At 45.8% G+C, this 14,178-nt stretch carries 11 protein-coding genes, 1 tRNA gene and 1 pseudogene; all 13 read right to left on the bottom strand.

Translation table 11 applies throughout. From position 1 onward, the window contains the following. Positions 1-543: 543 nt before the first annotated feature. Positions 544-1,428, bottom strand: coding sequence for an IS982 family transposase (locus tag METLU_RS0112655; RefSeq protein WP_027156585.1), 885 nt, complete (start codon positions 1,426-1,428; stop codon positions 544-546). Positions 1,429-1,505: 77 nt separating this feature from the next. Beyond that, positions 1,506-2,729, bottom strand: coding sequence for an RCC1 domain-containing protein (locus METLU_RS26760; RefSeq protein ID WP_196806540.1), 1,224 nt, complete (start codon positions 2,727-2,729; stop codon positions 1,506-1,508). A gap of 161 nt (positions 2,730-2,890) precedes the next feature. Then, positions 2,891-4,455, bottom strand: a pseudogene (locus METLU_RS0112665) (IS3 family transposase). Between the two features lie 16 nt (positions 4,456-4,471). Continuing rightward, the gene (locus METLU_RS0112675; RefSeq protein ID WP_027158534.1) at positions 4,472-4,798 is read right to left on the bottom strand and encodes a hypothetical protein; all 327 of its coding nucleotides are present in this window, start codon (positions 4,796-4,798) and stop codon (positions 4,472-4,474) included. Between the two features lie 792 nt (positions 4,799-5,590). Beyond that, positions 5,591-6,691: an AI-2E family transporter gene (locus tag METLU_RS0112685; protein ID WP_027158536.1), complete on the bottom strand. Its 1,101-nt coding sequence runs from the start codon at positions 6,689-6,691 to the stop codon at positions 5,591-5,593. A gap of 247 nt (positions 6,692-6,938) precedes the next feature. Further along, positions 6,939-7,328 carry an IS3 family transposase gene (locus METLU_RS25300; RefSeq protein WP_051299904.1) on the bottom strand — a complete coding sequence of 130 codons (390 nt, stop codon included), beginning with the start codon at positions 7,326-7,328 and terminating at the stop codon, positions 6,939-6,941. Beyond that, positions 7,250-7,561 (bottom strand): IS3 family transposase, encoded by a 312-nt coding sequence (locus tag METLU_RS27935; RefSeq protein WP_155920550.1) that lies wholly within the window; start codon positions 7,559-7,561, stop codon positions 7,250-7,252. Before METLU_RS27935 ends, METLU_RS25300 begins: the two co-directional genes overlap by 79 nt. Before the next feature lie 47 nt (positions 7,562-7,608). Further along, positions 7,609-7,890, bottom strand: coding sequence for an IS3 family transposase (locus METLU_RS0112695; RefSeq protein ID WP_027158537.1), 282 nt, complete (start codon positions 7,888-7,890; stop codon positions 7,609-7,611). Positions 7,891-8,628: 738 nt separating this feature from the next. Next, positions 8,629-11,268, bottom strand: coding sequence for a vWA domain-containing protein (locus METLU_RS0112705; protein WP_027158539.1), 2,640 nt, complete (start codon positions 11,266-11,268; stop codon positions 8,629-8,631). 871 nt (positions 11,269-12,139) lie between these two features. Beyond that, positions 12,140-12,574, bottom strand: coding sequence for a hypothetical protein (locus METLU_RS0112710; RefSeq protein WP_027158540.1), 435 nt, complete (start codon positions 12,572-12,574; stop codon positions 12,140-12,142). 144 nt (positions 12,575-12,718) lie between these two features. Then, positions 12,719-12,794: transfer RNA gene (locus METLU_RS0112715), tRNA-Lys, on the bottom strand. A gap of 56 nt (positions 12,795-12,850) precedes the next feature. Further along, positions 12,851-13,525, bottom strand: a complete 675-nt coding sequence (gene queC / locus METLU_RS0112720; RefSeq protein ID WP_027158541.1) for a 7-cyano-7-deazaguanine synthase QueC — start codon at positions 13,523-13,525, stop codon at positions 12,851-12,853. A 6-nt stretch (positions 13,526-13,531) separates the two neighbouring features. After that, positions 13,532-14,176, bottom strand: a complete 645-nt coding sequence (queE, locus tag METLU_RS0112725; protein WP_027158542.1) for a 7-carboxy-7-deazaguanine synthase QueE — start codon at positions 14,174-14,176, stop codon at positions 13,532-13,534. Positions 14,177-14,178: the final 2 nt, after the last annotated feature.

The raw sequence follows: 14,178 nt of genomic DNA on the forward strand, positions 1-14,178 counted from the left end.
CCATTTGCTTTATAACCCTCGATTCAAATAGTACAAACAAGCGATTAAAAATCAATAAGCCTACGCTTCAACCTGAAAAGCTCTTGATGACGATGGGTGTGAAGTCTGGGATGGTGATTGACCATCTTGGGAAGCATGTGCCTCTCTTTGGGGTGAGGAGCAGTTCTCATTCATCAGCTTATGGTTATTTGAGCCGAAAAGCGATCAGCTAGGTTGCAGGCAGGCGATTCAGCCTGAAAAGCCTGTCTGCGTCAATCCCTTCAGTCTAAGTCTGAAGGTTATCTTCTGTAGTACGTTCCACCCTCAAAAACCAACTCCGAGCCGTCATTTTGGAATTGAAATGAGGCTGTCTGTTCTGGCTCGCTCATAGCTTGAGAATAGTCACTGCTGCTGTTGATCTGCTCAGCCCAGGTAAAGCGATAAGTCAATGTTTGGGCAGCCGTATCGACAGACCAGGTCATGGTCTTCGTTAATGTCCCCGCGTATTTGCTCTCATAGCCATAAACAGCGCTATTAAGTAAGCTATCATAACCTCAGTTCGGTTTAAGCATTCGAAATAAAAGGCAACCAATCGACATCGCGCAAATTGAGAGCCGGCTTTTTCTCCTGATAGGTATAGGCCACCAGACAAGCGATGATATTGGACAAATAGTTGCTCAAAGAACGATGCCGCGAGTGTTCAAGATCGCCAATATTCTTGAGTTGATCATTGATCGTTTCAATGATGCTACGCTTGCGCAGCAAACATTTGTCAAACACATCCATCACTTGCGGCTTCATGTTTTTCTTCAGCGTAGTAATCAGCGTGACATTCTGATGGGCCAATAAGTCAGTTAACTTCCTGGAAATATAGCCCCGGTCGCCAAACAGCTTTCCCGTCAATGATTTCACCAGATCGGGGACTGGTTTGCGATCATCGACATTGCCCGGTGTGATGCAAAATGACAGAATCTCGCCCTGGTCATTGACGATCAGATGCAATTTGAAGCCATAAAACCAGCCGGTCGACGATTTGCCGCGCCCGGCTTCCTGGGTGAAGGTTTTGTGCCGGGGAATACGGATATTCTCGCACACGCCCAGCGGTGTTGAATCAATAAAGGCAATACCTGCCGAAGCGCCTCGGCGACTGGCCATAAAGGCGGTGAGCGGCGCCAACAGTTTTGGCATCAGCTCGATAAAGCGATTATAGCTTAGCAGATTAGGAAACTCAGCTCGCCAATAGCGCTGCACATGCCTCAGATAAAACCATTTGAAGGTTCGAAAACCGGCTTGATGGTAAGCCACTAAAATCGTGATCATCTCGCTATCACTCATCCGATGGAGACGATGGCGTTTCTTCTTACCTTGGGTTAATTGATTTTTTTGCCAGTCCGCTATAAAGGTTTGGCAAAAATCGTCCACATCGCAGAATAAGTGTGTTAATTTCATAAAGGCAGGTTTTTGTTCGGAGAAAGTTAGCGTCGAAAACTTATTTTCTCTTTTATAACAAGAACCTGCTCCCTTTTTTATCCCGAACTCAGGTTATCATAGTACTTTCCTGTTGTGCTGCCGGTTTCGCTGTCAAAGACCCAACAACCGTGAACATGACACCAGGAACCTGTCAGGCCGCTGCCCTTCCTGCCCTGGCTATTCACAAACGCTGTGTAACCCGTGGGGCCATCCTCAGATTGGCCAAGGGCACTGTCCCCTCGCGCCCACCATAGACTGCCATCGGACTTAACGGCCAGAGTGACATTCCCTGCTGCGGCAATGTCGATAAAGCCTGTTCCAATCTGTGTGGGCGCCAAGCTACGGTTCGCCCCCCATGTCCATACGCTGCCGTCGGATTTAAGGGCGACGGTATGATGAGGCTCCTGCGCAACCTTAGTGAACCCCGTGCCTATTTGCTTGGGCACAAAACTTGGGATGAGGGTGCCGTCACCGAGCTGGCCCTCAGTATTGTAGCCCCATGCCCACAGACTGCCGTCGGACTTGATAGCAAGGGAGTTAAACTCTGATGTCGAAACAGCGGTGTACTGATCCGTATCAATCTGCTTGGGCACAAAGCTATCGGTGAGGGAGCCATTAACGCAGCCGAGTTTTCCTGCCCACAGGCTGCCGTCGGATTTCAGGGCAACCATGGAGTTTCCTCCGGCCGCAATATCAGTGTAACCCGTGCCTATCTGCTTGGGTGTAAGGATATCCGTGCCTTTGATATTCCGAAAAGTGCAACTGTTTTGTCCCCACCCCCATAGGCTGCCGTCTTCCTTAAGGGCTAGGGTTTGAGCATTCGCTGCGGCAATCTTGGTGAATCCCCTCCCTTTCCGCTTAGGCACATCGCTACTGGTCCTTGTGCCGTCACCCAGTTGGCCATAAGCGTTATTTCCCCATGCCCATAGCGTGCCATCGGATTTGAGTGCCACGCTGTGACCGTTCCCCAGAGCGATGGCGGCATAGTCAGTACCGATCTGATTGGGCACCAAGCTATCGTAGCTCCATGTCCACAGGCTGCCGTCGGATTTGAACGCGGCGAATGTCCACTCATTTGAAAAAACCGAGGTAAAGTCGGTAGCCGTTTTAATGGTTTCAGGAGGGGCTGGCGGCTCATCGGCGCTGAGCACTTCCCCAACCGTTACCTTCACATTGGAATAAGTTATGCCATCAACCGTAATATGGGGGAGGGTCAGGATATTGGTAGCCGGATCGTATGAAAGTGCAGCGCCTGGAGTACCCGTGTTGTAGCTGAGCACTTCGCCCACGGTAATGAGGACATTGCTATAGGTTTTCCCTGCCACGGTGATGGTTGATATTGTGAGCTGATTGGTGACTGGATCGTAGCTGACCGATTTTGTCAGTCTGAGCACCTGCCCAACCGGTAATTGTCAAAATAACTGTCGCCTCAACAGTTAAATCAGGCCGCTTTTTTCAGCGCCTGCCGAATTATATTTTTGTCCTTCTGGTCAGGGTTCAAATAGACCTCAAGTACAGGCTCCCAATTTCGTGTTTTGCTCCGCCAGCGTTCCGGACGGCGCTTTTTGGCGGCTTGATAGGCCGCCTTTCGCTGTTTCAAAATCGCGAAGTCTTGTCCGCTATGCCGCTGATCTGGCGTGACAAACTGAATGGCGCTGTGCCGATGTTCATGGTTATACCAGTCCACAAAGCCAGCCACCCAGCGTCGGGCCTGATTCAAATCCGCAAAGGGGTGGACCGGATAGTCCGGCCGATATTTGAGGGTCTTGAACAAGGCTTCCGAATACGGATTATCATTGCTCACCGCCGGTCGCGAGAACGACGGCAGGATGCCCAAGGCCTGCAGGGTCGCCAGCATCGTGGCGCCCTTCATGGGGCCGCCGTTGTCAGAATGCAGGGTCACCTGCTGACGGGGGANGCCTTCCCGNTGCACGATATCCCGCACAATGTCCGCCGCCCATTCGCTGCTTTCGCGTTCGTACACCTGCCAACCGACAATCTTGCGGCTGTAAACATCCATAAACAGATAAAGATACAGGAATACCCCTTTGACGGCCGTGGGCAGATAGGTAATATCCCAGCTGTACAGCTGATTGGGCGCCGTGGCCTTCAGGGCTTTCGGCTTGCGGCAGTCGGTGGCCGCCCGACTGGCCTGGCGATGCTGAAGTTGCTTCGCCTCGCGCAAGATCCGGTAGAAGGTCGATTCCGAAGCCAGATACTGACCCCGCTCGGCCAGAATCGGCACGATCTGGCTGGGCGCCAGCGCGGCAAATTCGGCCGAATTGGCTACCGACAACACGGACTGACGCTCCTGCTCACTGAGTTTGTTCGCGGGAATCAGCTGGCGGCCGCGACGACCGTCTTCCGCGACTTCACCCGATTGCTGCCAGCGCTGCAATGTGCGCAAGGTGATCCCCAATAAGTCGCAGGCTCGATGCCGACGGGCTCCGGCGGCGTGGGCTTCGTCTAGCCAAGACACAATTTGTTGGCGCTCTGACAGGGAAATCATGCGTCCTTTTCCTCCCAGAGCGCCTGATACTTTTTTTGCAGAACCAGTAAGGCCGCCGCTTCCGCCAAGGCTTTTTCCTTGCGCTTCAGCTCCCGCTGTAACGCTTGATGGCTCACTTGCAGTTCTCGCCAGTCAGCGCGACTGACGGCAGTCTCCGACGTGCCGGTTTCAAAGGCTTTACGCCAGGCGTGTAAATGATGCGGAAAAATCCCTTGTTCCCGGCACCAGGCATGCAATGTTTCCCCTGCCTTGCCCTGACTATCCAGGATCAGTTGAAAACGTTCGCTCTGATTCCAGTCTTGAGGTCGTTTTGTCATCAGGTCGGCTTGGCCCTCAACCACGTTTTTCGGTAATTTCATCCAGTTCTTCAACGTCCAGCTGTTTATGTTCAAGTCATCGGCAATCGCTTGAACGGTACGATCGCCCCGGTTATAAACTTTCTCCAACGCCTGTTGGCGAAAAGCTTTCGTATAATAAGTCTTCTTTTTCAATTTCATTACCTCTAATAGTCAATCAATGAAAATTAGAGGCGACAGTTATCCTGACACAGGGGGCAACCGTCACCTTCACGTTGGTATAAGCCATTTCATTAACAACGATGTAGGGGATGGTCAGGATGTTAGTGACTGGGTCATACGAATCCTCCGTCCCTGCGAGATCCACATCCTCATTGTAGCTGAGCACATTACCCACTCTGATAAGCACATTCTCGTAGGTGGTGCCTTCAACAGTGATGGTTGGTATTGTGAGCTGATTGGTGGCGGGATCATAGCTATCCGCATAGGCGATGCTGCCCAGTCCAAGGAGTGGCAACATTGCCAGTCTGATTTTTATTTTCATTATTCTTTATTGATTTATTTTAGTTTCTGTCGATATTTGACCTCAGCCAAATGGAGGTAGAAACCAGTCTGATAAAGCCCCTATCTTCGGGCAAGTTTTTCGAACCGCAAAAATACTCGTCTTTAATGTCGACTCTTAAAAAAGCGTTCAATCAGATGAGGTTCTTCATATAAAAGCTCATCATAATCACGCAATATATAAAGCGTACTTCCGCTTACGTCATTATAGATAAAAAGCTGAACAATTTGCTCTGCTTCGCCTCTGCCTTCATAAACGCGCCAGCCTTAACTCCAACTTCGCGTTGGCATCGAATGGCCTAACCTATAACTGCTCATAGCTAGAGGTACATACCTCCTGCTCTACAATTACCAAGTATTAATGACTTTGCCCTATCAGAAGGGATGATAGCTCTCATGCTACCTGGCCAAGCTGGTTCTGTTGCATTAATTTTCTATGAGTGTAAACAAGCGCCATTGGCTGGCGGAATCAGGCCACTAAGGCATAGAACTATTCGGCGGTTAACTCTGTTCGTCGGCTGAGATCTTCTGCCCTGTCTTGATCAGGTGCATCAGTTCGCTGCCTTGTAAGCAGGCTCTGTCGGTAAGGAGGAATTTAAACCCAGGCACCAAGCATCGAGCCAAGGTACCTCAGGCCGCTTGAAGTCAGGCCCAACGATTGTGCAGGCGCTGAGCAGCATGCCCCCCCCCAGCAAGGCAGTCCCCTGCGTGCCTCGTGGCTTTGCTTGCATGATGCGTGTCGTCTGAATCTTTTTTCTGCGAACCACGCCCCTAACTACGCCTGTTTTATGTCGGGATTAGCAGCCACCCACTGCATGAAGATCTGATAGCCCAGTGTCAGCAAGGTCGCTCCAACGAACATGCCTAGAATACCGCTGGTTGCCATTCCACCCAGAGCACCCAGCAGTATCACGGGCATTGGAGCATCGACTCCGCGACCCAGCATCAGCGGTTTCAGGACGTTGTCAGACAAGCCGCCGATGAACAGTAGAATCGTATAGCTGATAGCTGCCACGGTAGTATAGTCCCCACTGGACCAGATATAGCCAATTACTGGTAAGGTAACAATGATGGCCGGAATCTGCGCGATGCCCAGAACCAGCGCAATCAGGGACAATCCTCCTGCCAAAGGAACACCGGCGATGATCAATAATAGTCCAATAATAATGGCCTGGATCGAAGCGACCCCGAGGATCCCTAGGGCGACTGCGCGAATGGTCGATGTAGAGAGTGTTATAAGTTCTCCGCCTCGCGCGGTGCCGACAATGCGATCGAAAATAGCTCGCATATTCTGGGCGCCGGCCTCACCGAAGGCCATCATGATTCCAGCGATGATGAAGGAGAACAGGAACATAGCGAGACTACCTCCTATGCTGGCAACCATCGCCAAGGCCTTTTTCGACAGCTCACCGATTTTCGGTTGCATGCTCTGCACAAAAGACGGCAGATCAGCATGGGTTTTTGACCAAACACCGTACACCTTCTTGCCAACAACCGGCCACTCCGCCACCGCCTGAGATGGCGGGGGAATCTGCAAAGTATTATTCCTTATGCCGTTGATCAAATGATCAACGGCATCGCCTATCGAGTTGACCAGCACGGTAGTGGGCACCACGATCAGCAATATGCCAGCCAACACTATCACCGTAGCTGCACGTCCCTGCTTAGCGCCCATCTTGTTTGCCAGCTTTTGATGGGCCGGATATAGGGTTACCGCCAGAATCAGAGCCCACACCATCAGGGAAAGAAAGGGGGGGAAAATCTCGTAGCACAGTATGACCATGACGAGAATTAATCCGGTTCGGATGAAAACATCCATCAGTCGGTCGGACAAGCGCTTTTCTAGGTCGGCATCAAAGTTGGACGGCACATTCATGTTTTCATTCCTTTATCTGGTACTGTCAAGTTGTCGGCAGCGTAGAGCAAGGGCTCTTATGCCGGACACTCTTCGTCGTCAATTGGCGAGATAAATGTTCTCAGGCTGTCAATCGGCATTGAAATTTTGCCACTTTCTTAATAAAAAGAGCGTCCAATTTTTTCCAAACCACTACTCAAGTAATTGTTATTTAATAGGTTTATTAAATTACTACCATGCCGGTTGGTGGAAAATATTCAACGCTGATTTACACCCAGCGGCCCTTGCCGTCCATGCTAATCTGGATCTGATGGGCTTTGAGTCTGCTGGTGAAGACCTCGCTGGTGAATTGACTGCCCTGGTCCGTATTGAAAATCTCAGGCGTTCCGGAATGCTCAATCGCTTCCTCCAAGGCTTCCAGGCAAAAGCGGGTGTCCATAGTATTCGACAGGCGCCAGCTCAGGACCTTACGGCTATGCCAGTCCATCACCGCGACCAAGTAGAGAAAACCTTTGGCCATCGGAATATAACAGATATCGGTTGCCCAAACCTGATTAGGACGGCTAATGCTCAAGCCTTTCAGCAGATAAGGATAGACTTTATGGCCGTTGCCAGGCAGGCTGGTTTTCTTTTTCGGATAGAGCGCGACCAAGCCCATCTTCCGCACTTGTGCCCTATGGGTATCAGCCGTTGGACTTTCTTGCGGTTGATATAAGCGACAACCTTTCGATCAAGCAGTTCGTCGCGTATCCGCCGGCTCCCTCTGAACGACTGCTCCAGATGAATTTCATCGATGGCTTTCATCAGCCTCAGATCCTCATGGCAGACATCGACAGGCCGGCAATAGACGCTGGAGCGGTTCAACGCCAGCAATTTGCATTGTTGAGTCACAGCTAGCTCCGCCTGAGGATCAATTTTTTCTTTGCGTTGTGCCCGATCTAGCGACCGAGCACTTTGGACAAAAAATCGTTTTCTACCGTGAGTTGGCCAATCTTGGCGTGCAACTCTTTGATCTGGTTTTCTTCATGCGCTTTGCCGGATGAATCTTTGGCAAAGAGTTGGCTGACATTGTCTACGACTTGTTGCTTCCATTGAGTAATCTGATTTGGATGCACGTCAAATTGTTGGGCAAGCTCTGATAGCGTTTTATCGCCTTTTAATGCCGCTAACGCCACTTTAGATTTAAACTCTGACGAGTGATTTCTTCTTTTCTTGCTCATTGTTTCTCCTCATGCGTTGAGATCACAATAGAGCAGTTTTATCACTTAAGCCACTGTCTAATTTTTTGGGTCCATTTCTGTAAGCTAGGTACCAACGGACACCGGTCAGAATGATGTCTTTTTCGATGAGGTGTCCTTTGAAGCCGATCATACGAGTAAATTTAAGCGGTGTTGGTTGAGCACATAGCTTACCGAAACCGATGCAGCCTTTGCGAAGCAACAGAACCACGGATTGAACTTGACAGAAGCAGAGGAAAACAGAGTTTAAGAATTAATAAGAGCAAATTCTGAAATAAAAGCAAAATGTTGTGGTGTCCACGGGAAATCCGGAAGATCCGTTTTTTCTGCCACGGTTTATCTAATTTGGATTTTAACGATATATAATAAAAAATAAACAATAAAAGAATAAATAAATGTTACCGCAATAAACCCCACATATTTCGTTTTAACTATTAAACCATATAGAAAATAATTAACTAATAGAAATAAAGCTAAAAAAATTACCGCCCATATGTGACCTCTGCCCCAATTTGTAGAAAAGAAATCACTTCCAACATATAGTATGCAAAATGCCGCGATTAAATTTAACGTCAAAAACAAATAAATAAATATTTTTTTAAATATTTGATAGAACATGCATCTCCTTATACAAAAAAATTACTGCAATTTCATGTCATTAATTGCAGTAATTATTTTTATATTATATTAAAAACTCTCGATAAAAACGATTAACTGATTCTACGGCACTACTGAAACAAAATCTTCGCCCGAAATTTTAGTTCCATCAAGTAAAACCCCTTGCAATATAGCAAATGTATTTTCTTCGGACAATTCTAAAGCAGATGTTTCAAATTGAACAATTAGATCCTGATCCCCATCTCCATCAATATCTACGAGATTGCCAATATGACCACTATTACCTTTTTGCCGAGCTACTGATCCAGAAAGGTTTAGTGTGCTTTGATCGATCAAAGCAGGATCGAAATCAATTGTATCTCCCTTAGCAATTTGTGTATTTAAAATTGCAACAGTTACAACCCCATCAGAGCTCAAGTTTATAGTATTATTACTATTACCCGGTTTAACATCAATGTTAACAGTTAAGTTATTACTTGTCCCAATAGTTAAATCAACCACAGCAGTGTTATTAATCCCACTGTTTGACTGACTATTTGCTTCTACAATTAATATGCCGCCACTTAATTTACTTAGAGCTTGTACGTCAGGTGCTGTTAAAGTAACTTCAATAATTTTTGATTCATTTTCTCCTAAAGAAACAATGGTAGGGTTAATTGATAGAGGTAAACCAATTGAGTTCGTTGCAGAAATTGTAAACTGATCAGCGGTTCCAAAGTTAGTGATTGTCAACTTAACTGTAGTCGTAGTGTTAGCCGTTAGCTCTGCACTTGCCAACTCAGGCGAAATGCTCACACTTTGAGCTTTATACACATTAGGGAAAACACGCATATAGGCATTTCCCAAAGCATCCTTTCCAGAGACATAGACACGAAATCGCTCATTGGGCAAAACAAAATTACCGACAAATTCATCAATTGCAACTTCCCCTGTTCCTCTATCAAGAGCTATCGTTTTAATAAGAGCACCTTCTTCAGTGCGTAAATCAAATGTTGCTGTATCTATAGCTCCGGTGATAAAAGCTTTTGCTGTAATAGGGGTTTTATTCTTTACAGGTTGTCCGTTAATAGAAAAAAGCCCTGTATGCCCAGGCCGACCAGTTTCTTCAACAAAATCAAAATCATTTAGACTAATTGTGCTATTGCCTGAAATTGATACTGAAAAAACGCCGTTACCTGAAACTGCCAATTTCCATTCTCCAGTGGCGGGTTTAGTCAGTGATATTATTTTTGCAGTAGCCAGAGAAGTTATTGAGGCATCTGAATCTGATGCAGTAACTTCTTCACCTGTTGGTCGAAAAATACTAGCAGTAGTTAAACTATCGGAGGTTACTGATATGGTTAACCCTGTTGTGCTTGAATCTACTGGTATTGTATATTCTTTAACAGCTCCATCATGAACACCACGGACTAAAAGCATTGGTTCGAGATCACCATATAGTGATGGCTTAATAAGGTTAAACAATTTATCAACTTCTGTTGGGGCGATAAAAAATACTTGGCCTCCAGTTGCTTGAGCAACTTCAATATAGGCCGGATCAATTGGAGAGCAGGAGCCTGTTATTTCATAATTAATTTTAATATCTTTATCCTGCGCTGCTGCTGTTACTTTGTTCTTCAATTCAGAGTCTTTAGCAGATGCATCAGAGAATAAGTGCAACTGACCTCGTACCTCTGCAACATTGATCGCTTTTAGTAAAGCAGTTTGTGAAAGTTCTGGGCAATCACCGCCACCATTAGGTGAAAGAGAAAAAGCCGCATTAAGTATCTCAGAAACAGACTTAGAAATAAGTGGCTCACCTACATCAGGATCACCAAAGCGCTCAAAAAGATAGTTTGTGGGACTGATGTCTGGGTCTGATTGAGCCAACTGAAGAACATTGGTAACAATATTTTGGACTTGAGAAATTTCAGTTCCCATACTACCAGTATCGTCTACCACAAAACCTAATGTGCCATACGCATCCATAAACTCAGCAATAGCTAAATCATTACCTTTAATTCCCTCTGCATCAAGAATTTCTTCAATAAGATTTCGAGTTGCCTTTACCGCTGCCTCACGGGCTTCTCCATGTTTATTTCGTGAAGGATCATCTTTGTGAATACCTTCAAGAAATATTGTTACGTTACCAATAGTACCTTCGAATCCATGTGCACATTTATTTGTCTCATTCAAGGGAAAATAACCAGAGGTAAGTCCAGTAGTGATAAGAGATGCACCATCAGCTTCACAAGTGGTAGTGGTATCACTAACACTGTTAATTATAGAGTTACCTAAATTTGAATTTGGTTCAGAACCATTTGTTTTTTCAACCCAATTACTATGAGAATAAAAATCTTGTAAAGTATGAAGTAATCTACCTAAATTATATCTCGCTAAGGGGCCATTGCGGGATTGATCACTTTTTAGATTAGCAATAATAAAGTTTTTTATCTGTAATATGCGATCACTACAGTTTTCTAACAGTTCATTATCACAATGTGCGGATGCATTTAAAAAGTCAATTGAATGGTCAACTTCTGCATCCGAATCTCTTATTTCTTTTATCGCACGATCAGAGAATTTTATAGTATTGCCATTTGAAGTTGTTCGTTCAATTGGATTTGGTGAATCTAGCGACCCTTTAATGGCATCTCTTACAATACCTACATGCCCAAATTCTGCTGTAGGCTTAAAAGCAAATGCATTGTTTTGCAATATACTAAAAAATATTAAAACCTTTATAACCTTAATCATTTTCATAAATAGCTCCCTGTTAAAATTAATCTAACTTAATAATGATAAAAATTATTCTTTTTGTAATACCTCTATTAATGATGTTAAAACTCACAATTAACAAAGTATCATGCTTGCGGTTTTTCAATAGAATTTAAGTTCACAGATATGAGTTATAGCTCACCTAATTCAAGATTTTTTCGCATGATATAACAAACGATTATCTAAGCCGCTTATCTTATATACTAGAAAATAATGTAGAGCAATAGTTTTCTAAAAGCCTTGTATTTCTAAATGGGATAACATGCATTTTATGCATGATAAACTGGTATGGATATTACGGTTCTGTTGCGTTAATTTTCGATAGGCGCAGACGGACTATCAGTTAATGAGATTAGGCTCAGGGATTAGAACAATTCGGCAGTGGATAGCCCGCCCATCAACCGAGATTATTCGTCCTTTCTTGATCAGGCATATAAGCTCAATGCCTTGTTAACAGGCTCTGTCAATAAGGAGGAATTTAAGCCCAAGCATGTGCCAAGGTCATAATCAACTGATAACTTGTTAATCAGCGCCGAATATTTGCCAGCAAACAGCGTCAAGATTTCCAGTTAAAAATTACTATCTGATTGACCTATAAATACCTTTATTTTTTAGGATGGCAAAAACGGACGCTGAAACTGGTAAATATTGCACGCTGTTTTACAGAGTGCTTTCCGTTCCCTATCGTCCAGGAACCGTTCGACTTGATTAGGAGTGGCATCAATGAAAATACCCTCGACCGGATTCTCTTTCAGGTAGCCTCGCCTGATGGCATATTTGAAGATACTAGACAAGACTGCTTTCAGCCTTAATACCGTATTGCTGGAGCGAGGTTTGTTGGTTGCTCGGGATTTGCCTATACCATCGCCTTTAAGGCACTTGCCTTGGCATAATGATCCATGGCTTTGCGGATGTCGTCGATAGCTATGGCTTTAATAGGCTGCTTACCAAATACAGCCAGCCAATAAGCCGTTCCGGGGATTTGATTAGGATCTTTCTTGGACCACTGCTTCATGTACTCATTGGCAAGGTCTTCGAAAGTCATGAATTCCAACTCGATGCCCAGTTTCTGGAACAGGTCTAAGCCGCCCATTTCACTGACCATTTCGGGTATCAGATTTTTCAATCTGCTGGGAGACAAAGCCAAGATAGCTTCGATATTCGCATCAATCTCTGATGCCCATTGTTCAGCTTGTTTTTTTGATAGAAATGTTTTCGCTTGAATGAACGTGTAGTTCTTGCGAATGTCGGCGCGATACTTGCCGTTCGATAATTTTCTGATAGTTGCCATGATTGTGATCTCTGAAACGATTTAAACAATCAGAGCGCAATTTGTTCATGCGCTATTTGCGCATTTATTTGTGCACCATGATGAGTTTAAAGCGTCTTCAACCGATGGCATTTGATTGAAGTCCTTGAACATCAAGGGTTTTGTTGGTGGGTCGTGTGCGATTCGAACGCACGACCATCGCATTAAAAGTGCGGTGCTCTACCGGCTGAGCTAACGACCCTCAACAAAGAATGCCTATTATAAGGATTAATTTAGATCTTGCAACTCTTTTTTAATTTATTTTTGATATCGCGTTGGATCCACTATTCCGACCTCGGTAAAACCGGTTTTTCTCAGACGGCAGGCATCGCAGACGCCGCACGCCCGGCCTTGCTCATCAGCAGAATAACAGGAAACGGTGCGATTATAATTCACACCCAGTTCGGTGCCCAGCTTAATAATTTCGGCTTTACTGAGCGAGATCAACGGTGTATGGATAGTAAAATGTTCGCCTTCTACACCCGCTTTAGTAGCCAGATTCGCCAGTTGTTGAAACGCTTTGATAAACTCAGGCCGACAATCAGGATAGCCGGAATAATCGATGGCATTGACCCCGATGAAAATATCGTGGGCATTTAAAACTTCCGCCCAACCCAACGCGAAGGCCAGGAAGATGGTATTTCTGGCCGGCACGTAAGTGACCGGGATGCCTTCCTGTAACGTATCAGGCACGGCGATATGCTCATCAGTCAGCGCAGATCCGCCGATTGAGCTTAAGCCGATATTGATGATTTTATACTCTTCGACCTGATAGTCGGCCGCTATCTGCGCCGCCGCTTTCAGCTCGGCATTATGCCGCTGGCCATAGTCGAAACTTAAGGCATAACACTTGAACCCCTGCTTTTTGGCAAGGGCCAGCACGGTAATTGAATCTAACCCACCTGACAGCAGGATAACGGCTTTTTTTGACATTTCAGGTTATTTACCCCGGGCATCATCCCAAAGTATTTTATGGAGTTGTACCTGGAAGCGAACAGGCAGTCTGTCGCGCAGGATTTTTTCGGCCAGTTCGGTCGGATTCTGTTGACCCATGGTCGGCGAAAACAGGATTTCGCAGCGGCGGCCGGGCAAATCATACTCGGCTAAAATCGCTTTCGACCATTCATAGTCTTCATCATTGCCGATAACGAACTTGACTTGATCCTTAGGCGTTAAATAGTCGATGTTTTGATAGCGATTCTTGCTTAATTCGCCTGAACTTGGTGTTTTAAGATCCATGACTTTGCTTACACGCGAATCAACGGCGGATACGTCAAGCGCACCGCTTGTTTCCAGCGAGACAACATAGCCCTTGTCGAGCAGTTTTGTCATTAATTGCAGGCACGATGACTGAGCCAGAGGCTCTCCACCCGTGACGGTAACATAGCGGGTCTCGTATTGCTCAACCTGATCAATAATGGCATCGATCTCGGTTTTAGTACCACCAGTAAATGCATAAGCGGTATCACAATAGACACATCTTAACGGGCAGCCGGTGAGCCGGATAAACACAGTAGGTAGACCTACCGTATTCGACTCACCCTGTAGCGAATGGAAAATTTCGGTTATACGTAATGAACTCACAA

The sequence above is a fragment of the Methylobacter luteus IMV-B-3098 genome (assembly GCF_000427625.1).
Classification (GTDB): Bacteria; Pseudomonadota; Gammaproteobacteria; order Methylococcales; family Methylomonadaceae; genus Methylobacter; species Methylobacter luteus.

Coding starts and splice junctions, on each gene's coding strand:
- METLU_RS0112685 (WP_027158536.1), bottom strand. CDS start 6,691: ATGAATGTGCCGTCCAACTTTGATGCCGACCTAGAAAAGCGCTTGTCC.
- METLU_RS25300 (WP_051299904.1), bottom strand. CDS start 7,328: ATGGGCTTGGTCGCGCTCTATCCGAAAAAGAAAACCAGCCTGCCTGGC.
- METLU_RS0112655 (WP_027156585.1), bottom strand. CDS start 1,428: ATGAAATTAACACACTTATTCTGCGATGTGGACGATTTTTGCCAAACC.
- queC (WP_027158541.1), bottom strand. CDS start 13,525: ATGTCAAAAAAAGCCGTTATCCTGCTGTCAGGTGGGTTAGATTCAATT.
- METLU_RS0112675 (WP_027158534.1), bottom strand. CDS start 4,798: ATGAAAATAAAAATCAGACTGGCAATGTTGCCACTCCTTGGACTGGGC.
- METLU_RS0112695 (WP_027158537.1), bottom strand. CDS start 7,890: ATGAGCAAGAAAAGAAGAAATCACTCGTCAGAGTTTAAATCTAAAGTG.
- METLU_RS0112710 (WP_027158540.1), bottom strand. CDS start 12,574: ATGGCAACTATCAGAAAATTATCGAACGGCAAGTATCGCGCCGACATT.
- METLU_RS0112705 (WP_027158539.1), bottom strand. CDS start 11,268: ATGAAAATGATTAAGGTTATAAAGGTTTTAATATTTTTTAGTATATTG.